This is a genomic window from Mesorhizobium sp. WSM2240 (assembly GCF_040438645.1).
In the GTDB taxonomy this organism is placed as follows: Bacteria; Pseudomonadota; Alphaproteobacteria; order Rhizobiales; family Rhizobiaceae; genus Allomesorhizobium.
Genome location: NZ_CP159253.1, coordinates 4,938,541 through 4,959,206, shown reverse-complemented (window position 1 = coordinate 4,959,206; position 20,666 = coordinate 4,938,541). Strand labels below are relative to the sequence as shown.

The following is a 20,666-nucleotide window of genomic DNA, read 5'->3' as shown; positions in this document are numbered from 1 at the left end:
GGCCGGACTGACGCAGCGGAATGTTCATCCCCGTTAATATCTTTTTGGCTCGATCGTGGTTGAGTCCGCGCCGATCGGAGCGGGCAGTCGAAAATGAGCGGGGCGGGTTTTATTCTGGCGATAAACATGATGGTGGCCGCCCTCCTGGCGGTCGCTTTTCTCATGGTTGCGGTCTACGACAAGAAGAACGACGCGGCGCGCTGGATGGCGTTCGGCTTTGCGCTGGCAATGTCGAATTTCGGTCTCGAATTCGCCATCGCCTCGCTCGGAACATCCCGGCTCGCCGTGGTCGCGTCCTTTGCCGCCTTGCTCGCAGCCATGGCTGTATTCAACGCCGGCGTCGCCCGGAAATACGAGGTCGCCGCGCCATGGCGGCTGATGGGCGTAGTTTTCGTTGCCTCGATCGCGACCTGCTATCTGATCCAGGAGATGCCGCGGGATTCATTCAGCCGGATGCTGCTATACCAGTTGCCTTATTTCCTGATGCAGGCGGTCGGCGTCGGCATCGTATGGTCGGCCAAGTCGAGACGACCGCTCGACAATCTATTCATGGCGGTGCTGTCGGCGAGCGCCTTGCAGTTTCTGAGCAAGGCGTTTCTGTTCCAGGCATTCGGCGGCACCGGCGCGACCGCCCACGACTACCTGAAGACCAACTATGCATTGTTCTCCCAATCGATGGGAACCGTGTTCGCGATGGCCATTGCCTTGCTGATGCTGGTCATACTGGTGCGCGACATCTTCGCCGACGTCACGGCGAAATCGGAAACGGACGCATTGTCGGGGTTGCTGAATCGGGGCGGCTTCGAGCGCCACGCCGAGGCGGCGCTGCGCGACGCCGTAGGCACGGGTCTGCCGATGACGCTGGTTATTTCGGACCTCGACCATTTCAAAGCAGTCAACGACACATTCGGGCACGCGGCCGGCGACCGCGTCATCGAAGCCTTTGCGGGCTTTCTGCGTAGCGCCACCGGCGGCCATCAGATAGCCGGCCGCATCGGCGGCGAGGAATTCGCCGTCGCTCTGCCCGGAACCAACCTTTCGGGCGCGAGGCTTTTTGCCGAGGGAGCCCGCAGCGCCTTTGCCGGCCTGCCGATCGACGGCCTGCCGCATGACAGGCGCTTCACCGCAAGCTTCGGAGTTGCTGAACTTCGGGGTGGAGAAGGCATCTCCGACCTCATGCGAAGGGCGGACGAGGCGCTCTACGACGCCAAGAAAGGCGGCCGCGACTGCGTCCGCGTGTTCGAGGCGAAGGAGCGCGAGTTGTCGAGCGCGGGCTGAAGCACCCGAGCGGCTATTTGCTCGCCACCGAGGAAACTTTTGTGACGAGCTTGTATTCGGCAAGCTCGTCCGGCGACAGGTAATAGAGCGCCCGCGGCGGCGTATCGAGCGCATGCAGCCAGAGGGCCGGGTCGACGCCCATCTCCGTCAGATGGCGAGAGATGCGGGCGGTCGTCGCCTGCGCGTCGGCCATCGCCTGCTCGGGCGCGGTTTCGCTCAGTGTGGCTGCGTAGAACTGATGCACGCCGATTGCCGCCTTTTCCCCGGCGCTGCGAGTCTTGCCGCCGGCGAAGAACAGCGGGCACGACGAGGCGCAGAGCGCGCCGTCTGCGACCACCGTTGCGATGCCGAGTTCGCGCACCGTCTTGGCCATGGCCATGGCATCGTCGAGCGCGCCGCCGGGCGAGTTCAGCGAGACCGTTTTCACGTATTCGCCGCGTTGCTCGATCTCGGCTGCGAAGCGCGCTGCCGAGCCAGGCTCGATGCTGCCTTCGGCGGTCATCACGCCGGCCGCCCCGAGCGTGAACGCCATCGGCCGGCGCAGCTCGGCTTCGTCGGCGGTGACGAATTTGCCCGGATCGGCGGATGGCGTTGGAGCATCGGTTTCCACGGCCGGCGGCAGGACAGGCTCGGGCGCCGCCAGCACAGCTTCGGGCGAGCTCCAGCCATTGGTTTCGGCAAGGTCGCGCAGATCCAGCGCTAGAACACCGATCGCGCCGATGAGCAGACCGCGAAATGCCCAGCGGACGACCTCGCCATCATCGAAGCGCGCGAAGTAGCGCATGAGGATGTTGCGCCGGGGCGTTTTTGAACCCGCCACTGGAGCGGAGCCCGGCATCATGGATCAATCCGCTTGCGTTCGGACAAGGTCAGCGGCGTCACGTTTTCCGCAGCGGGTCTTTGCTCCGGCGATGCCGGATGCGGTTCGGCCATAGGCTCCTCGGCTCCTGCCGCCTGGCGGCGGGCGAGCATCGTTTCGTGCAGGTCGAGCGAACGCAGCATGTCGCCGGCGGTGATGCGATCGGCTTCTTCCAACCGGTCCTCGCCACGTCGCATGGCGCCGTGGACGACGACCATTATGCCGACCAGCACGGCGGGCAAGAGGTCGATCGAGATCGCGCCGGCCCAGCTGGGGATGAAATCCGACGCGTAACGCAGCACGGCATCGGCCGAGGTCAGAGGAACGTAGCGGCGTTCGGCCACTTTCGGCTGGGCGAGGATTTCGGCCGCTGCATCCGAGAGCGCCTTCGACTGCGCTTCCACGGATCCGCGGATCGTCGCCATAACCGCGTCCTGGCGGCCGGCGAGATCGGGCGAACTTCCATCCGCCACCGGGGCGATGAAGCCGACGGAAAGGTCGGCGGCGGCGCGACTGACCGAAGGGGCGATCGACGTCTGTTCAAGTGAAGCGATCACGCCGGAAAGCGCCACCGCTTCGGCTGCGAATCTGTCCGATCTTTCGGCGATCTGGCCGGGCGCCGAAACAAGGCCCCGCATGGCGGCGAGATGCTTCTGTCCCTGCTGGAATCCGATCTGGATGGTTTCGCGCGAACCTTCGATGGTTGCCTCCAGCTCCTTCATCTGCGCCGACATCTGGCTCAGGAGCTGCACCACGCTGCCTGAACCCGACGTGCCGGTCAGCGCACCGGAATTCTGCTCGTCCTGCGCGAGCCGGGCAAAGCGCTCCGAAGCGCGCTGGATGTCGGGCAGCAGCGACAGCGCGCCGAGCGCGTTGCCATGCGCCTGGTCGAGATCGGCGGTATAGTCCTCGAGCGTGATGGCGAGGTGCTGTTCCACGGCAGCCGAGCCAGCAAGCGCCGCTGCGTTCAGCCACGACGACATTGCGACGATCATCAGCGAGCCGACCGCCATGATGCCGACCAGCGCCAGCCGCGAGGCGGCGTCGCGCATTTCCGGCAGGAAGCGGATCAGGTAAGTCCAGAAGCCATACATGGCGACCGAAACGGAAACCGAGTAGATGACCGCCGCGAAGAACACCAATGTCGCCGAACCGTCGAGCAGGCTGCGCACGCCAAGATAGGTGTAGACGCCGCTGCCGAGCGCCAGCGTGGCCAGCACGAAGCGCGTCATCGTCTCAAGGGAGGTGATGTGATCTTTCAGCCGGCGTGACTGAAGGGCGGCCTGGCTCATCTGGTTCACCAATCGTTAACACCTGCCATCATTGGCGGGAGAAAGATGACCAAATCAGGGCTGGCGCGCTGGGCCAGCCCTTCGCTCAGCGGCAGGGGCCACCCTGGAACGGAATCTCGCCCTCGTCGAAGCCGTACATGTAGCTCCTGCCCTTGAGCAGCCAAGGCGGGCGGTAACATTCCCGGACACCGGCGACCCGGTCTTCTTCATCGAGGTAGACGATTTCCGGCTCGCCGGCGCTCGTGAACTCGGAAAGTTCCTTGGCCAGATGGCCTTCGCCGACAATGATGCGCTTGTAGCCGGCAGGGCTGTAGATGATGAGATTGCCGAAGCTGTCAGCATAGACGTGGTCGTGAATGCCGCCGGCAAATACCGGGGCCGAGGCAAGCGCCGTGGCCAGCCCCAGGAGCAAGCTTTTCAACGATGCGGAACGCATATGCGTCTCCATTGCTTGAGGTGATTTGCCTCCATCGCCTCAAGTTAACGCTTTCTTAACCTTTGTTAAGAGCCAGCTCGTTCCCGGCCGGCCAATTGAGGAATATGGTTAATATGCGGGTTCTTGCCCGCCGCCCGCCAGGGCTGCCGAGGGTCATTGATCTTCGTGCGGCAAAGCGGATAGTTTGCGCGCTATGGTAGAAAAGCCAATTCGCCGCGGCCGGCCGTCAGGCGCGCTCATTGCCGTAGCCTGCGCAATCGCCGTCGCGTCGTGCCAGTCCGATGAGGCAAAAACAGAAGCGACCGTCGCGTCGGCCGAAAGCACGAGCGAGGCGCAGCCGCGCATGGCCAGCTATACCTGTGCCGGCGGCGCACTGGTCACGGTGGAGAATTTCGGTTCCTCCGTGCGTGTGGTCGGTCCGGAAGGGGAAAGCCTCGACCTCCCGGCATCGCCTGCGACCCAGCGCAACCGCTACGGCCTGGCCTCGGATGCGATCGTGCTCGAAGGCCGCGAGGCGCTGTTCATGCGCGGCGGCCATGAGCCGCTCACCTGCATGCGCTGATTCGTCGGGCGGCGAAGCGGAAACTCCATCGGCGCGATGATCCGAGGCGCTTGACGCACCGCAGCATAAGGCGCCGCGCCTTCAATCGATTGAAGGCAATTCGACGAAAAGCCAAAGACTAAATGTGTCTGCCGAAACGGTTTTCCGGCTTTGACGCGGTGCAAAAAGGGCTTTAGAAACCGGGTTCGAAAAAGTCGCATTCCGAAGCCTTCGTGCCGCATTCGGTTGCGATCCCGCAGATGCCGAAAGGGGAGCCATGAGCCACTCACCAGCCACCCGGCCGCATGCGCGTCCTTTGTCGCCGCATCTCACGGTCTATCGCTGGCCGGCGACCATGCTGATGTCGATCCTGCACCGGATCACCGGCGGCGCGCTCTATTTCGGAACGCTGCTTGTCGCCTGGTGGCTGATCGCGGCGGCGACGTCGGAGAACGCCTTCAACCTCGCCAACCAGGTTCTCGGTTCATGGATCGGTCTTATCGTGCTGGTCGGCTACACCTGGGCACTGATGCTGCACATGCTCGGCGGGATCCGGCACCTGATCTGGGATACCGGTAGCGGTCTGGAAAAGGACACTTCGACCCAGCTCGCATGGGCGACGCTCGCCGGCTCCATCGTGCTGACGGTGCTGATCTGGGCCGGCCATCTCTGGTTCGGCGCATAGGAGCCAGCTATGTCCGATATGCGAACTCCCCTGAACAAGGTGCGCGGCCTCGGCTCGGCCAAGGATGGAACCGGCCATTTCTGGCGCATCCGACTCACCTCGATCGCGCTCGTACCGCTTTCGCTGTTTCTTCTCGGCTGGATTCTCTCGGTCGGCGGCGCGAGCTACGGCGAGGTGCGGGCAGCGCTTGCGCAGCCGCTGATTGCGCTTACGGCATCGCTGTTCATCCTGATCAGCCTCGACCATATGCGGCTCGGCATGCAGATCATCATCGAGGACTATGTTCACGGCGAGGGCGCGAAGGTCACGCTGCTGATGCTGAACATCTTCTTTGCCGTGACAGTCGGCGCGGCAAGCGTGTTCGCCATTCTCAAAATCGCATTCGGGGGCTGACCTGTGGCCAAGGAACGACCAGGCAACGGCGCGGCGTCAGCCGGTAAGGGTTACACTTTCGTCGACCACAAATTCGATGTGGTGGTGGTCGGCGCCGGCGGCGCCGGGCTGCGCGCTACGCTCGGCATGGCCGAGCAAGGACTGAAGACCGCCTGCATCACCAAGGTTTTCCCGACGCGCTCACACACCGTTGCCGCGCAGGGCGGCATCGCAGCCTCGCTGTCCAATATGGGTCCGGACAGCTGGCAATGGCACATGTACGATACCGTCAAGGGCTCCGACTGGCTCGGTGACGTGGACGCCATGGAATACATGGTCCGCCAGGCGCCGGCCGCGGTCTACGAGCTCGAGCATTACGGCGTGCCCTTCTCGCGCACCGAAGAAGGCAAGATCTACCAGCGCCCGTTCGGCGGCCACATGATGAATTACGGCGATGGTCCGCCGGTGCAGCGAACCTGCGCTGCGGCCGACCGAACCGGCCATGCCATTCTGCACACGCTTTACGGCCAGTCGCTGAAGCACAATGCGCAATTCTTCATCGAGTATTTCGCGCTCGACCTGATCATGTCCGACGACGGTGTCTGCACCGGCGTTGTGGCCTGGAATCTCGATGATGGCACGATCCACCGCTTCGCCGCCAAGATGGTGGTGCTGGCGACCGGCGGCTACGGCCGCGCCTATTTCTCGGCGACGTCGGCCCACACCTGCACCGGCGACGGCGGCGGCATGATCGTGCGGGCCGGACTGCCGCTGCAAGACATGGAGTTCGTGCAGTTCCACCCGACCGGCATTTACGGCTCGGGCTGCCTGATCACCGAGGGGGCGCGCGGCGAAGGCGGCTATCTGGTGAATTCGGAAGGCGAGCGCTTCATGGAGCGCTACGCCCCGTCGGCGAAGGACCTCGCCTCGCGCGACGTGGTTTCACGCTGCATGACGCTGGAAATCCGCGAAGGCCGCGGCGTGGGCAAGGCCAAGGACCACATCTTCCTGCACCTCGACCATCTCGATCCGGCGGTGCTGCACGAGCGGCTGCCCGGCATTTCGGAATCGGCGAAGATTTTTGCCGGCGTCGACGTGACGCGCGAGCCGATCCCGGTGCTGCCGACCGTCCACTACAATATGGGCGGCATCCCGACCAATTACTGGGGCGAGGTGCTGCGGCCGACGCCGGAAGATCCCGACGCCGTCGCCCCAGGGCTGATGGCGGTCGGCGAGGCGGGTTGCGCCTCGGTGCACGGTGCGAACCGGCTCGGCTCCAATTCGCTGATAGATCTCGTCGTGTTCGGCCGGGCGGCGGCGATCCGCGCCGGCCAGGTGGTCGACCGCACCACGCCTATTCCGGCGATCGACGAGAAATCGGTCGACAAGATCATGGCGCGCTTCGACCGGATCCGCCATGCGAACGGAGGAACGCCAACCGCGTTCCTGCGCGAAAAGATGCAGAAGACCATGCAGGAAGACGCGGCCGTCTTCCGGACGCAGGAAACGCTCGAGCAGGGCTGCCGGCGCATGTCCGCGATCTGGGCCGAACTGCCCGACCTCAAGGTCTTCGACCGCTCGATGATCTGGAATTCCGACCTCGTCGAGACGCTGGAGCTGGAGAACCTGATGGCCAATGCGATTCCGACCGTCTACGGCGCCGAGGCCCGCAAGGAGAGCCGCGGGGCGCATGCGCGCGAGGATTTTTCCAGCCGCGATGATGTGAACTGGCGCAAGCACACGCTTTCCTGGGTCGACGAGGCGGGGAAGGTCACGCTCGGCTACCGGCCGGTACATACCGAAACGCTGCTCGCCGAGGACGAAGGCGGCATCAGCCTCGCCAAGATCGCGCCCAAGGCGCGGGTGTATTGAGTCGTCGCCATGGTGCCGGAAATCCTCGTCATCAATCTGGACAGAAGCCCGGACCGGTTGGCGTTCATCGCATCGCAGATGCAGCGGCTCGGACTGGAATTCACCCGGTTGAGGGCGACCGACGCCACGATGATCGGCGACGACGAATTCGATCGCCTCAGCGGCACCTATATGCGCCCGCTTTCGCGTTCCGAACTCGCCTGCCTGCACAGCCACAGCCGCGCATGGCGGCACTGCGTCGACAGCAACCGGCCGGTGCTGGTGCTGGAGGACGACGTCGTCCTCTCCGAAAAGCTACCGTCATGGCTGGCGGAATTGAACGAGATCGACGTGCTCGACATCCTCAACCTCGAGACACGCGGGGCGGAGAAATGGGTTTCCCGAAAGCCCTACTCCTCGGCTCCGAAAAGCGGGATCCAGCATTTCAGGCTCTTCGTCGATCGCGGCGGATCGGGCGGATATCTGGTGCGGCCGGCTGCGGCGCGCCGGCTCCTGCACAGGGCGAAGCATTACGCTGCGCCCTCCGACGCGTTTCTCAATCTCGCCGGCATCCCGCGGCTTCAGGCCGAGCCAGGGCTCGCCACTCCGCTTTACACATCGGCAGGCGCGCAGGACGGATTTCGCGGCGCGTTCAAAACGACTATATCCCAGCCGAGCAGGCAATCGCGGCTCGATGCATTCGTTCGGCGGCCGCAATTCAAGCTGCGGCGGCTGGCGGGGCATCTCGCCATGACCGCGCGAAAACTGCGGACGTTACGCAACGGCGTCAAACGTCCCATCGCGGTCTGCCCGACCATTCTCGATCATGCGACGCGGAGCGCCTGAGCCATGGTAGAACTGACCTTGCCCAAGAACTCGAAGATCCGCACGGGCAAGACCTGGCCCAAGCCGGAAGGCGCGACCAATCTGCGCGAATACCGGATCTACCGCTGGTCTCCGGACGACGGCGAGAACCCGCGCCTCGACACCTATTTCGTCGATCTCGACGATTGCGGGCCGATGGTGCTGGACGCTCTTCTGTGGATCAAGAACAAAGTCGACCCGACGCTGACACTCCGGCGCTCCTGTCGCGAAGGCATCTGCGGTTCCTGCGCCATGAACATCGACGGCGGCAATACGCTCGCCTGCACCAAAGGCATGGACGACATTTCGGGCGCGGTAAAAGTCTACCCGCTGCCGCACATGCCGGTGGTCAAGGATCTGGTTCCGGACCTGACCGTGCCTTATGCGCAGTTGACCTCGATCGACCCGTTCCTGAAGACGGTTTCGCCCGAGCCCGCCAAGGAATGGCCGCAAAGCTATGAGGACCGGCAGAAGCTCGACGGCCTCTACGAGTGCATCCTGTGCTTCTGCTGCCAGACCTCCTGTCCGAGCTACTGGTGGAATGGAGAGCGCTATCTCGGCCCGGCGGTGCTGCTGCAGGCCTATCGCTGGCTGATCGACTCCAGGGACGAGGCGGCGGGCGAACGGCTCGACAATCTCGAGGACCCGTTCAGGCTCTATCGCTGCCATACGATCATGAACTGCACGCAGACCTGCCCGAAAGGCCTGAACCCCGCCAAGGCGATCGCCGAGATCAAAAAGATGATGGTCGAGCGACGGGTCTGAGGACGTTACAGTTTCTGTAGTATGCCATGCAGATTGAACGCCTCGCCGAGAAAGTAAGGCCCGAAGCACCAGACGGCCGACCATAGCACCGCGCCGAGCACGTTCGCAGCGACAAAGCTGCGCCAGGGCATCGCCACCGAGCCGGCGACCAGCCCGTTGAGCTGGCGAAGCAAGACGACGAAGCGCGCGCCAATAACGATTATTGGGCCCTTGCGGCGGAACAGGCGTTCCAGATCGGACAGGCGCTCGGGCGTGAGCCGGACCACCCAGCCATAGCGCTGCAGTAGCGGGCGCCCGCCGATTCTGCCGATCGCGTAGCCAGTGCTGTCGCCAAGAACCGCGGCCGCACAGACGGCCAGGAATAACTGCACGATCGAAAGGTCGCCGCTGGCAGCCATTACCGACGAGGCTACCAATGCGCTTTCGCCTGGCAGCGGCGCCCCGAGCGATTCCAGATAGATGATGACGAACAGAGCCGCGATGCCGTACTGGGAGATGTATGGTTCCACCATCGAAGCAGCGTCGCGAAGAAAGTCCATTTCGAAATCTCGGTCTCGTACGGGAGCTTCGTTGACGTGGTTTGGCTGCTTCTATTCGCCGTCTTCTATACCTGGAGCGGGTGAGCGGCTGCATCCTGGTCGGCAAAGACTTCGGGCTTCGCGACCGCGAACGCCTCGAGTTCGGTCATCACGGAATCAATGTGAGCGGCCATTGCAGCCCGCGCAGCTTCTGGCTCGGCTTTGCGCAGCGCCTCGGCGATGGCGCAATGCTCCGCAAAAGTCAGGGCGTGACGGCGCGGCGTGCCGAGCAGCCGGCGCACCCGGTCGAGCGCCAGGCGCGCGCGCTCGACGGTGGCGCGCATCCGGGGAAAGCCGACGGCGCTGATGAGCAGATCATGGAATTCGAGATCGAGGCGGTGGAAGCCCGGCCGGTCGCCGGCTTCCATCGCCGATTTCTGGAAGCGAAGATTCTCGTCCACTTCCGCCAGAAGGGTCATATCGTTGCGTGCGGCAAGCAGGGCAAGCGCCTCGCCTTCTAGCGCGCGGCGCAAGAACATGTTCTCGCGGGCGTCGGCAAGGCGGATCAGCGAAACCGTAGAGCCGCTCTGCGGCCGGATGTCAACCAGGCCCTCGGCTTTCAGCCGGGTGAAAGCTTCGGCCACCGGAAATCGCGAGACCCCGAACCGGGCGGTCAGTACCGCCTTGTCGAGTGCTGCGCCCGGCGGAATCTCCAGGGTGACGATCGCTTCCCTCAGCGCCTCGACGACGCGCTCGGTCGCGCTGCCATCCATGCGTCGGGCATTGGCGGGGCCGCCTGCTTCGATTTTCGAACCGACGTTCATGACAACAGCGTCTTTCTCCTTGCGGAACGTACTGACATGTTAGTATGCTTGGCGTGCTGATCGCGTCAACTCGGGATTTGCGCTTTCTCAACTACCGGAACGGGATCATGAACTCACAGCAGGCAATCGCCAGGACGCTCAGGCTGAGCAGCGAGGACAATGTTGTCGTTGCCGCCGAGAAGATCGAGAAGGAACTGCCGATCGCGGCCGGCCTGACGACGAGGCAGCGCATTCCCTTCGGCCACAAGATCGCCGCCCGCGCCATCGCGACAGGCGAACCGATCGTGAAGTTCGGCCAGATCATCGGCTTCGCCAGTTGCCCGATCGCGGCGGGCGACTGGGTTCACGAGCACAATGTCGAGATGCACGATTTCGAGCGCGACTATCAGTTCGCCATGGGTGCCCGGCCGGAAAACGTGCTGCCGGTCGAGGAGCAGGCGACCTTCGAGGGTTTTCGCCGCGCCAATGGCCGGGTCGGGACAAGGAATTATATCGGCATCCTGACCAGCGTGAATTGCTCGGCGTCCGTTGCGCGCTTCATGGCCGAGGCCGCGACGCGGTCCGGCATCCTCGAACAGTTCGGCAATGTCGATGGTGTCGTTTCATTCACCCATGGAACCGGCTGCGGCATGGCCGGCGGCGGCGAAGGCTTCGAGATACTCAAGCGCACGCAGTGGGGTTACTCCGCCAATCCCAATCTGGGCGCGGTGCTGCTGGTCGGGCTCGGCTGCGAAGTGTTCCAGATCGGCCGGATGAAACAGCTCTATGGCATCGAGGAGAGCGAGACCTTCCGCACCATGACCATCCAGGACACGGGCGGAACGCGCAAGTCAATCGAGCAGGGGCTGGAGCGCATCAAGGAGATGCTCCCCGTCGTCAACCGTGCCAAGCGCCAGACGGCGCCTGCATCGGAGATAACGCTGGCGCTGCAATGCGGCGGTTCGGACGGCTATTCCGGCATTACCGCCAACCCGGCGCTTGGGGTTGCGGCCGACATACTGGTGAAGAATGGCGGCACCGCGATCCTGTCCGAGACGCCGGAAATTTATGGCGCAGAGCACCTGCTGACGCGGCGTGCAAAGAACCGGGAAGTCGGTGAAAAGCTGATCGAGCGCATCCGTTGGTGGGAAGCCTATACGGAGCGCAATGGCGGCGAAATGAACAACAACCCCTCGCCCGGCAACAAGGCCGGCGGGCTGACCACGATCCTGGAGAAGTCGCTGGGCGCTGCCGCCAAGGGCGGCTCGACCACCCTCAACGCGGTCTATGAATATGCCGAGCCGGTGACCGAGAAGGGATTCGTGTTCATGGACACGCCCGGCTACGATCCGGTTTCGGCGACGGGCCAGGTCGCGGGCGGCGCCAACATGCTCTGCTTCACCACGGGCCGCGGCTCGGCCTATGGCTGCAAGCCGGTTCCATCGATCAAGCTGGCGACAAATACGCCGATGTACGAGCGCATGGTCGAGGACATGGACATCAATTGTGGCGACATCCTCGGCGGCGTCACCGTCGAGGAGAAGGGCCGGGAGATTTTCGACGAGATTCTTGCCGTCGCTTCCGGCAGGCGCAGCAAGTCCGAAGAACTCGGCTATGGCGACAACGAGTTCGTGCCCTGGCAAGTCGGCGCGGTGATGTAGCGCCGGCCGGAAACGCTTCTAGGTCCAACCTTCCGGGATGGATTGCAGCAGCGTTTCGCGCGCTGACTGCAGATGGCGGCGGCAGGCCTTCTCGACCTCCGCCAGATCGCCGGATTTAAGCGCGGCGATGTAATTCAGGTGCTCTGTGGCGGCGAGCGCGTTGCGCTGCACCTCGTTCGTCTTGTTCCACTGGTAGTGGTAGTGAAAGATCATCGCGATCACGTCGTAGAAATCGACGATGAAGCGGTTGTGTGACGCCTTGTGGATGAGCCGGTGGAAGCGCTCGTCCATCTCGGAAAACTCGGCGTAACGCGTCGCCACCGCAGCGAGAAAATCGCGATGCTCGCGCTCCATCGCATCGAGCTCCGCCCAGGCCGGATTGTGACGCTCGATCGCGGCAAAGGCGGCCGCCGAGCGCAGCTCGAACATTTCGCGGATCTCGGTGAGTTCGAGCGCGAAAGCCCGCGTAAAACCCTTCAGCACCCAGTGGCTGTTCGGGCGCTTCTCGATCAGGCCGAAGCGGCTGAAGCGGATCAGGAACTCCCTGACGCTGGTGGTGCCGACGCCGATCTCGCGCGCCAGTTCAAGCTCGTTGATCTGCGTGCCGGCCTTGACTCCTCCGGCCAACAGCTTGCGCATGAAGCTGCGCTCGATGATTTCGGACAGCGAATCCGTCTCTTCGTCCGGGAAAAAGTCCGCCGGCGTCGGATCGCGCAGCACGATTTTGCTGCGCTTGTCCCATTCGATGAGGCCGCGCTCCTGCATTCTGGCCAGAATGGTACGGACTGTGGTGCGGCTGACGCCGAGCGCCGTTCCCAGTTCGGGCTCGGAGGCCAGGCTGCCGCCTGCCTCGATCAGGCGCAGGCAGCGATTATAGGCGTCCTTGTAGACGGTATTCTGCTTGGACATTCCGAGCTCTGGTTCGGCGCCGCGCCAATCGGCGGCGATCATTCGGGCCGTCAAAACCGGTTGACGCTCAAATGTCTTTTGACGATAAAAAGACATTTCCGGCGATTGTCCAGTGACATACCGCTGTCGGAACCCACCCGGCGCGCAAGGATGACGAATGAACAAGAGGCGCATCGGGCAGACCACGCTCGAAACCACCGAGATCGGCTTTGGTGGAGCGTCGATTGGCGGCCTCTACCGCTCCTGCCCGCGCGAGACGGCGATTCAGACTCTGCAAAGCGCCTGGGATGCCGGCATCCGCTATTTCGACACCGCTCCATTCTACGGCTTCGGCCTGTCGGAGCGGCGGTTCGGCGATTTCCTTCGCGACAAACCCCGCGACAGCTATGTGCTCTCGACGAAGGTCGGCCGGCTGCTTCGGCCCGTGCCCGAAGCCGATGTGCCGGACCACAGCTATGTCGATCCGCTGCCCTTCGCGGTCGACTATGATTACAGCTATGACGGCATCATGCGATCGGTCGAGTTCAGCTATGCCAGGCTCGGCCTGAACAGGATCGACATACTGTTCGTGCACGACATCGGCGTCTATACGCATGGTGCGGAGAAAACGAAACTTCACTTCCGCCAGCTGATGGATTCGGGGCTGAAGGCGCTCGACGAGCTGAAGTCGTCGGGCGGCATCTCCGCCTATGGGCTGGGCGTCAACGAGGTACAGATCTGCCTCAATGTGATGCGGCAGGCTCCGCTCGACTGCATCCTTCTCGCCGGACGGTACTCGCTGCTCGACCGTTCGGCGGAACCCGAACTGCTGGCGCTTTGCGAGGAGCAAAAGACGTCGCTCGTGATAGGCGGAGCGTTCAACTCCGGCATATTGGCGACCGGGCCCGTCGCAGGTGCGAATTTCGACTACGGCCCGGCCTCGCCGGATATTCTGGCGCGCGTTGCCGGCATGCAGCGCGTCGCCGAATCCAGGGGCATCCCGCTGGCGGCTGCGGCGCTGGCGTTTCCGCTGCGCAATCCGGTCGTCGCGACCATGCTCCTCGGCACGGCCTCGCCGGCAACCCTCAAGCGCAACCTGGACCTTCTATCAGCCAAGGTTCCTGAGGACGCCTTTGCGGAGTTCGAGCCCTACACAATCCGCTGAAACCTGTCGACGCACGATCACGCAGGATTGTTGCGGCTTGACTTTGAGACATTGCGGGGATGCGCTACCTCTTCAGCCGAAGAGGAGACCTCCGCAGATGTTTTCCAGATCGCTCAGCGCCGCCTTGCTTGCCCTCGCCGCCGGCCTGTCCATGCCGGCGCATGCCGTCTCGGCTGAAACGCAAACCGCCATTTTCGCCGGCGGCTGTTTCTGGTGTGTCGAGAGCGATTTCGACCGCGTGCCGGGAGTGATCTCGACGACGTCGGGCTATTCGGGGGGAAAGCTGCAGAACCCCACCTACCAGAACCATGAAGGCCATCGCGAAGTGGTGAAGATCGAGTTCGATCCGGCCAGGACGAATTTCGGGAAACTGGCGGCGGTGTTCTTCCGCTCGGTTGATCCGACCGACGATGGCGGCCAGTTCTGCGATCGCGGCCATGCCTATACGACCGCGATCTATGTGGCCGGCAAGGCTCAGAAGGCCGCAGCGGAAAAGGCCAAGGCGGAGGCTGAAGCCGCGCTCGGCCAGCCTATCGTCACGCCGATCGAGCCGGCCGGCGCCTTCTGGCAGGCCGAGGACTATCACCTTGATTATTACAAAAAGAACCCGCTCCGCTACAAATACTACCGCAGCGCCTGCGGCCGCGATGCACGCCTTGAGGAGCTTTGGGGAAAGGCCGCGCACCAGGGTATTGCGAGCCATTGAGCGCCAGGACGGAAAAGCAAACGGGCGCCCAGGTCGAGCGCCCGTTTTTATCATGTCGATCGCTCAGCCCAGGCGAGCGTCGAGCGAAACCTTGATCGCGCCGAGCGCCTTGGAAACCGGGCATTCAGTCTTGGCCTTATCCGCCAGTTCCTTGAACTTCGCTTCGTCGATGCCGGGCACGGTGCCCACCACCGTCAGCGCGCTGCCGGTGATGCCGGTACCGGGAATCAGGGTCACCACCGCCTCGGCGTCGAGCTTTTCGGGCGGCGTACCGTTTTCGGCGAGAAAGTGCGAAAGCTGCATCGCGTAGCAGCCGGCATGGGCGGCAGCGATCAGTTCTTCCGGATTGGTGCCCGACTTGCCGCTCTCATCCTCGAATCGGCCCTCGAACGAATAGGGCAGTTTTGCGATCGCGCCGCTCTGGCTGTCCAGCGTGCCGGAACCACCTTTAAGAGCGCCTTTCCAGACGGCTGTTGCGTGTCGGTCCATCGAAGTCTCCTTGGGCTGAGTTGGGGCCGGCGCCGCGGCCACGAAAGCAAATATAACGCCTGGGTTCACGCAAGCTACAAGCGTGCTGCAATTTTCCGGGGTCAGGGGCCATTAATTCAGCGAAGTGGCAGGACCGCTTCGAGCCCGAAGCGGTCCTTCCCGGACGGTGCAAAATCACGAATTGCGCACGGCCCTCCAATATGGCGTGCTGCGTCTAGTCACATCAGCGCCCATCGAGAAATGGCGCGTTGGAATAGGAGCCGCGCCGCCGACATAGCCTTAGGGAATGAACTCGTCCGGCAATGGTGGTTCAAACAAGTGCATCCACTCTTTGAGTTTGATCTCGGGGATATGAAAAGTACCGGCGGGAAGCTGAGCATTCCTGGCCTTGATGCGCTCCAACAGTAGCTCTTCGGAGATATCGGCAAAATGAATCCTAAAACCTGCACCGAGGTCGTGAGCTTTTGCTCGAAGCTCGTCGCGCTCACTTCTGGTCCAGAAGCCAAAGTCCAAAATCACATCCACGCCAAGTACCAGCACTCTCGCCGTGGCTTCCCACAGAAGCGCCTCGATCGCTGCGTGCCGAGCGTTATGCCTTGACCAATCCGCTTCATCACTATCGTCATGAACGTCACTCCCGAACAACCGAGTGTGCCATTCGTCAACGGTAAGGCGTAGCGCGGAGTACTCGGCCTCGAGTTTCCGAGCCAAGGTCGTCTTACCGCTACCGGGAAGTCCCACCATCAAGTGAAGCGTTGCCATAGAAACCGACCAAAGCCGCTTAAATCCAAGGTGCGATAGCACAGGAGGCTCGACTCTTCAGCGATGTCGTCCACCTGCCCCTAATAGAAGAAGCGTTCCTCGGCAATTTTGCCGCCTTTTACCGTATACAGACCGACCTCATCGAACATGCCACGCTCACCGGTGGCTTTGGGCGTAACGTCCATCTTGAAGCGGACGGCGAATTGGTCGCCGTTTACGAAGGGGCCCTCGACCGAGCCGCCGTGAACCTCATGGTTTTCAAACCACCAGTCTCCCTTCTGCTTCACAGCCTCCTTGCCATGGCAGACCGCCATCGGGCCCTCCATCGCTTCATAGCTAACAATGTCCTCGGCGTTGTACTTCCTGGCGGCGCCTTCGTGGTCGCCTTGCTTGAGAAGCTCAGTGAAATCCTTGGCAAGCTCTGCGGTGGTCATCTGCGTTTCCTCCATGTTGGGACCGATTCCAACTACGGAATCCGTCTCCAGTACGCCACCGCCGCCCCGATAGGTACCTGACAGCCTTGTGTCAGGATGCACTTCGTCTCGCTGTTCGCAATCAGATCGGCTCGCCCCGGAGCAGCCTGGGCATGCCGCCCGACAGGCCGGAAGCCTGGCGGATGAAGAAGCCCTTGATCGCCGGCATACGGTCAACCAGGCCGAGCCCGATGTCGCGGATGGTTCGCAGCGGCGCGAAGTCGTTGGAGAACAGCCGGTTCAGGACGTCGGTGGTGATGCCCATCTGAACGGTATCGAAACGCCGCCAGCGCTCGTAGCGCTGCAAGACGTCGAGCGCGCCGATGTCCTGCCCGAGCCGGTCGGCTTCCACGATTGTTTCGGCCAATGCGGCCGCATCCTTGAAGCCGAGGTTGAGCCCCTGTCCGGCGATCGGATGAATGCCGTGCGCGGCATCGCCGCACAACGCGAAACGAGGCGTCACGAAGGCTCGCGCCAGGGTCAGACCGAGCGGCCAGGCGCGGGGCTTGTCCTCGACCCGGATTTCGCCGAGCTTCAGCCCGAAACGCTGCTCGAGTTCGATCTCGAACACCAGTTCGTCGCCGTTGACGAGCTTTTCGGCGTCCTCCGTCCGCTCGGTCCATACGATCGACGACCGGTTGCCCATCAACGGCAGGATCGCAAACGGGCCGGCGGGCAGGAAATGCTCCTCGGCGCGGCCATTGTGCGGCCGTTCATGCGCCACGGTGCAAACAATGCCGGACTGCCCGTACTCCCACTTCACCGTCTTGATGCCGGCCATGTCGCGCAGCCGCGAATTGACGCCGTCGGCTGCGACCAGCAGCCTCGCCTCGAGCGTTATACCGTCGGCGAGGTGCACCAGCACGTTGGCGATGCCGGTTTCGAAGGCGCGGACCGCCACGCCCTCGATGATGTCGATGCCGAGTTCGGCGGCCCGCCGGCGAAGCGCCCCGTTAAGCGTCTTGTTGGCGACCATATGCGCGAAGGGTTCGCCCGACGCTGCCTCGCCGCCAAAGGTCAGGAACACCGGGCGAACCGGGTCGCTGGTGCGGGAATCGGTCACGATCATGTCGTTGATGGGCTGGGCTTGCAGTTCTATCTCGTCCCAGCAGCCGAGGCGGCCAAGCATGCGGCAGGCGGCGGCGGCGATAGCTGAGGCGCGGCCGTCCTTTTCCCACACGCCTTCAGGCGCGGCGTCCACCACCGCGATAGACAGATTCGGTCTCGCCTGCTTCATGGAGACGGCGGCGGCCAGTCCGACATAGCCTGCTCCAGCCACCAAAACGTCGAGAGGAGGCCTTTCTCCTGCTGATTTTCCGTGTGGCATTGCTAGCATCCTTCGTCTTTCCGGGCCGGCTTGACTTGCCCCGCCGTTCCTGTTCGAAACCCGGGCAGTTCCACGCGGTTCCAAAGGCCTGAAAATGTCGGCGGCCATGCAAGAGCTTCTGTCCATTCTCGACCTGGAGAAGCTCGAACACAACCTCTATCGTGGTCGCAGTCCCAAGCTCGACTGGCAAAGGGTGTTCGGCGGCCAGACCATCGCGCAGGCGCTGGTCGCAGCCCAGCGTACGGTCAATCCCGACCGCCATGTCCATTCGCTGCACGGCTATTTCATGCGTCCCGGCGACACCAAGGTGCCGATTATCTACGAAGTGGACCGCATTCGCGACGGCGGCAGTTTCACCACTCGCAGGGTGGTGGCTATCCAGCACGGCCACGCGATTTTTTCGCTCGAAGCATCGTTCCAGGGCGAAGAACACGGCCTGGAGCATCAGGTGCCGATGCCGCTCGACGTGCCGGCTCCCGACACGCTGATGACGCAGCAGGAGCTGATCGGCAAGTTCGGCGACGCCGTGCCGGAAGGCATCAAGCGCTACTGGGAGCGCGACCGTCCCATCGACATGAAACCGGTCATGCTCAAGCACTATACCAGCCGCGAGAAGCTCGCGCCGGAACAGAACATCTGGATCCGCACCGCCGGGCCGGTGCCGGCAGACCGGGCCACGCAGGCCGCGGTGCTCGCCTATCTTTCCGACATGACGCTGCTCGATACCTCGACCTTCGCACATGGGCGGGCGGTGTTCGATCCGGACATCCAGGCAGCGAGCCTCGATCATGCGATGTGGTTCCACCGGCCGCACCGGCTCGACGACTGGATTCTCTACACCCAGGACAGCCCTTCATCGCAGGGTTCGCGCGGATTTACCCGGGGCGCGCTTTATGGGCGGGACGGTACGCTGATCGCCTCCGTCGCCCAGGAGGGACTGATAAGATTGAGGCATTCGCCCGCCGAATAGGCAATTTTTAAAAATTGCCTATTCCTTGAGCAGACGATTTGACGCGTCTGCTTGCAGTGCAGCCTCGCGATCCCCGTTATCCTTTGATTTCCAGACGGTTAACGCGTCCCGCGCCAACTGGCACGGAGCTTGAATTGCGCTCAGTACTCATCGGCTGCCTCGGGCGGCTCGGCGATGTCGCGCAATTGCGGGGATCCGCATCAGCAAAGGGTGAAACCTTATGAAAATCGTGATGGCAATCATCAAGCCGTTCAAGCTCGACGAGGTGCGCGAAGCGCTCACCGCCGTCGGGATCCAGGGCCTGACCGTCACCGAAGTCAAAGGCTACGGGCGTCAGAAAGGCCATACGGAGATCTACCGCGGAGCCGAATATGCGGTGAGCTTCCTGCCGAAAATCAAGATCGAAGTGGCCGTCGGAACCGACCTTGTCGACAAGGCCGTCGAAGCGATCACCAGCGCGGCCAAGACCGGGCAGATCGGCGACGGAAAAATCTTCGTCTTCTCGATCGACCAGGCCGTACGTATCCGCACCGGCGAAACAGACACCGACGCGCTTTGAGCCGCCAGCAGTCATGGAGACACCAATGAAAATTTCAGAGAGTTTTGCGCCGCTGGCGCGCACTGCCGTTCTCGGCACGCTGGCGCTGACGGCATTCGGCACGCTTGCCGCCTTCGCCCAGGAGACAGCGCCAGCCGCGGCTGATGCGGCTGCAGCCGCCGCGCCCGTGCCCGACAAGGGCGACACCGGCTGGATGATGCTGTGTACCATCCTCGTCCTGTTCATGGCCCTTCCCGGCCTCGCTCTGTTCTATGGCGGCCTGGTCCGGGCCAAGAACATGCTTTCCGTGCTGATGCAGTGCACGATGATCGTGGCGGTCGTGATGATCGTTTGGGTCGTCTACGGCTATTCCTTCGCCTTCGGCGGCGACACCAGCCCCTATTGGGGCGGCCTCGGCAAACTGTTCCTGACTGGCGTGACGCCTGACAGCACGTCCGCGACCTTCTCGGAAGGCGTCGTCATTCCCGAACTGGTGTTCATCTGTTTCCAGATGACCTTCGCCTGCATCACTCCGGCCCTGATCATCGGCGCCTTCGCCGAGCGCATAAAATTCTCGGCGGTGCTGCTCTTCGTCGTGCTCTGGGTGACGTTCGTCTATTTCCCGATCGCCCATATGGTGTGGGACGCCAGCGGCCTGCTGTTCGGATGGGGCGCGCTCGACTTCGCCGGCGGCACCGTCGTTCACATCAATGCGGGCATCGCCGCGCTGGTCGGCTCGATCATGGTCGGCAAGCGTAGCGGCTACGGACGCGACAACATGGCCCCGCACTCCATGACGCTGACCATGGTCGGCGCATCGATCCTGTGGTTCGGCTGGTTCGGCTTCAACGCCGGCTCCAATCTGGAAGCCAATGGCGGCGCGGCACTCGCCATGATCAACACCTTCACCGCGACCGCCGGCGCCATCATCGCCTGGGTCGGCATCGAATCGCTTACCCGCGGCAAGGCGTCGATGCTCGGCGCGGCGTCCGGCATGATCGCCGGCCTGGTTGCGGTTACGCCCGCCGCGGGCTTGGTCGGTCCAGTCGGCGCGATCGTGCTCGGCGCCATCGCCAGCGCGTTCTGCTACTATTTCGTCACGGTGGTGAAGATCAAAGCCGGCTATGACGATTCGCTCGACGTGTTCGGCATCCATGGCATCGGCGGCATCGTCGGCGCGATCGGAACCGGGATCTTCGCGTCGGCCTCGCTCGGCGGCATCGGTTATGCCGAAGGCGTGACGATGGGCGGGCAGGTCTGGACCCAGATACTGGCCGTGCTGGTCACCATCGTCTGGTGCGGCGTGATCTCGGCGATCCTCTACAAGCTCGTCGACGCCATCGTCGGCCTGCGCCCGACCGTCGAAGCCGAAACGCAGGGCCTCGACCTCACCTCGCATGGCGAGGTCGCCTACCACAGCTGA

At 63.1% G+C, this 20,666-nt stretch carries 23 protein-coding genes; 13 read left to right on the top strand and 10 right to left on the bottom strand.

The features are described 5' to 3' along the window. Window positions 1-93 precede the first annotated feature (93 nt). Entirely contained in the window at window positions 94-1,278 is a 1,185-nt protein-coding gene (locus ABVK50_RS24625) for a GGDEF domain-containing protein (protein ID WP_353644086.1), read from the top strand. A gap of 13 nt (window positions 1,279-1,291) precedes the next feature. Here ABVK50_RS24625 and ABVK50_RS24620 read toward each other — a convergent pair whose 3' ends face one another. The 3 genes from ABVK50_RS24620 to ABVK50_RS24610 form a co-directional block, all read right to left on the bottom strand. Continuing rightward, the gene (locus ABVK50_RS24620) at window positions 1,292-2,119 is read right to left on the bottom strand and encodes a hypothetical protein (RefSeq protein ID WP_353644087.1); all 828 of its coding nucleotides are present in this window, start codon (window positions 2,117-2,119) and stop codon (window positions 1,292-1,294) included. After that, window positions 2,116-3,429 (bottom strand): hypothetical protein, encoded by a 1,314-nt coding sequence (locus ABVK50_RS24615; RefSeq protein WP_353644088.1) that lies wholly within the window; start codon window positions 3,427-3,429, stop codon window positions 2,116-2,118. Before ABVK50_RS24615 ends, ABVK50_RS24620 begins: the two co-directional genes overlap by 4 nt. 85 nt (window positions 3,430-3,514) lie before the next feature. Continuing rightward, window positions 3,515-3,865, bottom strand: coding sequence for a hypothetical protein (locus ABVK50_RS24610; protein WP_353644089.1), 351 nt, complete (start codon window positions 3,863-3,865; stop codon window positions 3,515-3,517). A gap of 193 nt (window positions 3,866-4,058) precedes the next feature. On the opposite strand from ABVK50_RS24610, the gene ABVK50_RS24605 reads away from it, so the two are divergent. The 6 genes from ABVK50_RS24605 to ABVK50_RS24580 all read left to right on the top strand — a co-directional run bounded on the left by ABVK50_RS24605 (window position 4,059) and on the right by ABVK50_RS24580 (window position 8,943). Then, window positions 4,059-4,427, top strand: a complete 369-nt coding sequence (locus ABVK50_RS24605; RefSeq protein ID WP_353644090.1) for a hypothetical protein — start codon at window positions 4,059-4,061, stop codon at window positions 4,425-4,427. A 256-nt stretch (window positions 4,428-4,683) separates the two neighbouring features. Next, a complete protein-coding gene (gene sdhC / locus ABVK50_RS24600) occupies window positions 4,684-5,091 on the top strand; it encodes a succinate dehydrogenase, cytochrome b556 subunit (protein WP_353644091.1) in 408 nt (135 codons plus the stop codon). 9 nt (window positions 5,092-5,100) lie between these two features. Next, window positions 5,101-5,484: a succinate dehydrogenase, hydrophobic membrane anchor protein gene (gene sdhD, locus ABVK50_RS24595; protein ID WP_353644092.1), complete on the top strand. Its 384-nt coding sequence runs from the start codon at window positions 5,101-5,103 to the stop codon at window positions 5,482-5,484. Between the two features lie 3 nt (window positions 5,485-5,487). Beyond that, complete coding sequence (gene sdhA / locus ABVK50_RS24590) at window positions 5,488-7,335, top strand: succinate dehydrogenase flavoprotein subunit (protein ID WP_353644093.1); 1,848 nt, start codon at window positions 5,488-5,490, stop codon at window positions 7,333-7,335. Window positions 7,336-7,344: 9 nt separating this feature from the next. After that, on the top strand, window positions 7,345-8,160 hold the full coding sequence (locus tag ABVK50_RS24585) for a glycosyltransferase family 25 protein (RefSeq protein WP_353644094.1): 816 nt from the start codon (window positions 7,345-7,347) through the stop codon (window positions 8,158-8,160). 3 nt (window positions 8,161-8,163) lie between these two features. Then, entirely contained in the window at window positions 8,164-8,943 is a 780-nt protein-coding gene (locus tag ABVK50_RS24580; RefSeq protein WP_353644095.1) for a succinate dehydrogenase iron-sulfur subunit, read from the top strand. A 5-nt stretch (window positions 8,944-8,948) separates the two neighbouring features. On the opposite strand, the gene ABVK50_RS24575 is transcribed toward ABVK50_RS24580, so the two are convergent. Both ABVK50_RS24575 and ABVK50_RS24570 read right to left on the bottom strand, forming a co-directional pair. Beyond that, window positions 8,949-9,482, bottom strand: coding sequence for a DedA family protein (locus ABVK50_RS24575; RefSeq protein ID WP_353644096.1), 534 nt, complete (start codon window positions 9,480-9,482; stop codon window positions 8,949-8,951). A 65-nt stretch (window positions 9,483-9,547) separates the two neighbouring features. Next, entirely contained in the window at window positions 9,548-10,285 is a 738-nt protein-coding gene (locus ABVK50_RS24570) for a GntR family transcriptional regulator (RefSeq protein WP_353644097.1), read from the bottom strand. 107 nt (window positions 10,286-10,392) lie between these two features. On the opposite strand from ABVK50_RS24570, the gene ABVK50_RS24565 reads away from it, so the two are divergent. Then, the gene (locus ABVK50_RS24565) at window positions 10,393-11,925 is read left to right on the top strand and encodes an altronate dehydratase family protein (RefSeq protein WP_353644098.1); all 1,533 of its coding nucleotides are present in this window, start codon (window positions 10,393-10,395) and stop codon (window positions 11,923-11,925) included. Window positions 11,926-11,943: 18 nt separating this feature from the next. Here ABVK50_RS24565 and ABVK50_RS24560 read toward each other — a convergent pair whose 3' ends face one another. Beyond that, the gene (locus tag ABVK50_RS24560; RefSeq protein ID WP_353644099.1) at window positions 11,944-12,834 is read right to left on the bottom strand and encodes a GntR family transcriptional regulator; all 891 of its coding nucleotides are present in this window, start codon (window positions 12,832-12,834) and stop codon (window positions 11,944-11,946) included. Window positions 12,835-12,991: 157 nt separating this feature from the next. Here ABVK50_RS24560 and ABVK50_RS24555 point away from each other — a divergent pair, with 157 nt between their 5' ends. Beyond that, window positions 12,992-13,978, top strand: a complete 987-nt coding sequence (locus ABVK50_RS24555) for an aldo/keto reductase (protein WP_353644100.1) — start codon at window positions 12,992-12,994, stop codon at window positions 13,976-13,978. Between the two features lie 97 nt (window positions 13,979-14,075). Then, window positions 14,076-14,684: a peptide-methionine (S)-S-oxide reductase MsrA gene (msrA, locus tag ABVK50_RS24550; RefSeq protein ID WP_353644101.1), complete on the top strand. Its 609-nt coding sequence runs from the start codon at window positions 14,076-14,078 to the stop codon at window positions 14,682-14,684. A gap of 63 nt (window positions 14,685-14,747) precedes the next feature. Here the strand turns inward: msrA and ABVK50_RS24545 are convergent, their stop codons facing one another. The 4 genes from ABVK50_RS24545 to ABVK50_RS24530 form a co-directional block, all read right to left on the bottom strand. Further along, window positions 14,748-15,173, bottom strand: a complete 426-nt coding sequence (locus tag ABVK50_RS24545) for an OsmC family protein (protein WP_353644102.1) — start codon at window positions 15,171-15,173, stop codon at window positions 14,748-14,750. Window positions 15,174-15,452: 279 nt separating this feature from the next. After that, window positions 15,453-15,935, bottom strand: coding sequence for an ATP-binding protein (locus tag ABVK50_RS24540; protein ID WP_353644103.1), 483 nt, complete (start codon window positions 15,933-15,935; stop codon window positions 15,453-15,455). Window positions 15,936-16,015: 80 nt separating this feature from the next. Beyond that, window positions 16,016-16,369 carry a nuclear transport factor 2 family protein gene (locus ABVK50_RS24535; protein WP_353644104.1) on the bottom strand — a complete coding sequence of 118 codons (354 nt, stop codon included), beginning with the start codon at window positions 16,367-16,369 and terminating at the stop codon, window positions 16,016-16,018. A 121-nt stretch (window positions 16,370-16,490) separates the two neighbouring features. After that, a complete protein-coding gene (locus tag ABVK50_RS24530) occupies window positions 16,491-17,735 on the bottom strand; it encodes a ubiquinone biosynthesis hydroxylase (protein ID WP_353644105.1) in 1,245 nt (414 codons plus the stop codon). Between the two features lie 94 nt (window positions 17,736-17,829). Between ABVK50_RS24530 and tesB the strand changes: the two genes are divergently transcribed. The 3 genes from tesB (at window position 17,830) to ABVK50_RS24515 (ending at window position 20,666) form a co-directional block, all read left to right on the top strand. Beyond that, complete coding sequence (gene tesB / locus ABVK50_RS24525) at window positions 17,830-18,705, top strand: acyl-CoA thioesterase II (RefSeq protein ID WP_353644106.1); 876 nt, start codon at window positions 17,830-17,832, stop codon at window positions 18,703-18,705. Between the two features lie 220 nt (window positions 18,706-18,925). Then, entirely contained in the window at window positions 18,926-19,264 is a 339-nt protein-coding gene (locus ABVK50_RS24520; protein ID WP_353644107.1) for a P-II family nitrogen regulator, read from the top strand. A gap of 25 nt (window positions 19,265-19,289) precedes the next feature. After that, entirely contained in the window at window positions 19,290-20,666 is a 1,377-nt protein-coding gene (locus tag ABVK50_RS24515; protein WP_353644108.1) for an ammonium transporter, read from the top strand.

Bases quoted from the DNA above. Each gene is read 5' to 3' on its own strand.
- ABVK50_RS24585 (WP_353644094.1), top strand. From the start codon at position 7,345: ATGGTGCCGGAAATCCTCGTCATCAATCTGGACAGAAGCCCGGACCGG.
- ABVK50_RS24570 (WP_353644097.1), bottom strand. From the start codon at position 10,285: ATGAACGTCGGTTCGAAAATCGAAGCAGGCGGCCCCGCCAATGCCCGA.
- ABVK50_RS24565 (WP_353644098.1), top strand. From the start codon at position 10,393: ATGAACTCACAGCAGGCAATCGCCAGGACGCTCAGGCTGAGCAGCGAG.
- tesB (WP_353644106.1), top strand. From the start codon at position 17,830: ATGTCGGCGGCCATGCAAGAGCTTCTGTCCATTCTCGACCTGGAGAAG.
- ABVK50_RS24545 (WP_353644102.1), bottom strand. From the start codon at position 15,173: ATGGACCGACACGCAACAGCCGTCTGGAAAGGCGCTCTTAAAGGTGGT.
- ABVK50_RS24575 (WP_353644096.1), bottom strand. From the start codon at position 9,482: ATGGACTTTCTTCGCGACGCTGCTTCGATGGTGGAACCATACATCTCC.
- ABVK50_RS24540 (WP_353644103.1), bottom strand. From the start codon at position 15,935: ATGGCAACGCTTCACTTGATGGTGGGACTTCCCGGTAGCGGTAAGACG.
- ABVK50_RS24620 (WP_353644087.1), bottom strand. From the start codon at position 2,119: ATGATGCCGGGCTCCGCTCCAGTGGCGGGTTCAAAAACGCCCCGGCGC.
- msrA (WP_353644101.1), top strand. From the start codon at position 14,076: ATGTTTTCCAGATCGCTCAGCGCCGCCTTGCTTGCCCTCGCCGCCGGC.
- ABVK50_RS24560 (WP_353644099.1), bottom strand. From the start codon at position 12,834: ATGTCCAAGCAGAATACCGTCTACAAGGACGCCTATAATCGCTGCCTG.
- ABVK50_RS24515 (WP_353644108.1), top strand. From the start codon at position 19,290: ATGAAAATTTCAGAGAGTTTTGCGCCGCTGGCGCGCACTGCCGTTCTC.
- ABVK50_RS24530 (WP_353644105.1), bottom strand. From the start codon at position 17,735: ATGCCACACGGAAAATCAGCAGGAGAAAGGCCTCCTCTCGACGTTTTG.
- ABVK50_RS24615 (WP_353644088.1), bottom strand. From the start codon at position 3,429: ATGAGCCAGGCCGCCCTTCAGTCACGCCGGCTGAAAGATCACATCACC.
- ABVK50_RS24555 (WP_353644100.1), top strand. From the start codon at position 12,992: ATGAACAAGAGGCGCATCGGGCAGACCACGCTCGAAACCACCGAGATC.
- ABVK50_RS24610 (WP_353644089.1), bottom strand. From the start codon at position 3,865: ATGCGTTCCGCATCGTTGAAAAGCTTGCTCCTGGGGCTGGCCACGGCG.
- ABVK50_RS24520 (WP_353644107.1), top strand. From the start codon at position 18,926: ATGAAAATCGTGATGGCAATCATCAAGCCGTTCAAGCTCGACGAGGTG.
- sdhD (WP_353644092.1), top strand. From the start codon at position 5,101: ATGTCCGATATGCGAACTCCCCTGAACAAGGTGCGCGGCCTCGGCTCG.
- ABVK50_RS24625 (WP_353644086.1), top strand. From the start codon at position 94: ATGAGCGGGGCGGGTTTTATTCTGGCGATAAACATGATGGTGGCCGCC.
- ABVK50_RS24580 (WP_353644095.1), top strand. From the start codon at position 8,164: ATGGTAGAACTGACCTTGCCCAAGAACTCGAAGATCCGCACGGGCAAG.
- ABVK50_RS24535 (WP_353644104.1), bottom strand. From the start codon at position 16,369: ATGACCACCGCAGAGCTTGCCAAGGATTTCACTGAGCTTCTCAAGCAA.
- sdhC (WP_353644091.1), top strand. From the start codon at position 4,684: ATGAGCCACTCACCAGCCACCCGGCCGCATGCGCGTCCTTTGTCGCCG.
- ABVK50_RS24605 (WP_353644090.1), top strand. From the start codon at position 4,059: ATGGTAGAAAAGCCAATTCGCCGCGGCCGGCCGTCAGGCGCGCTCATT.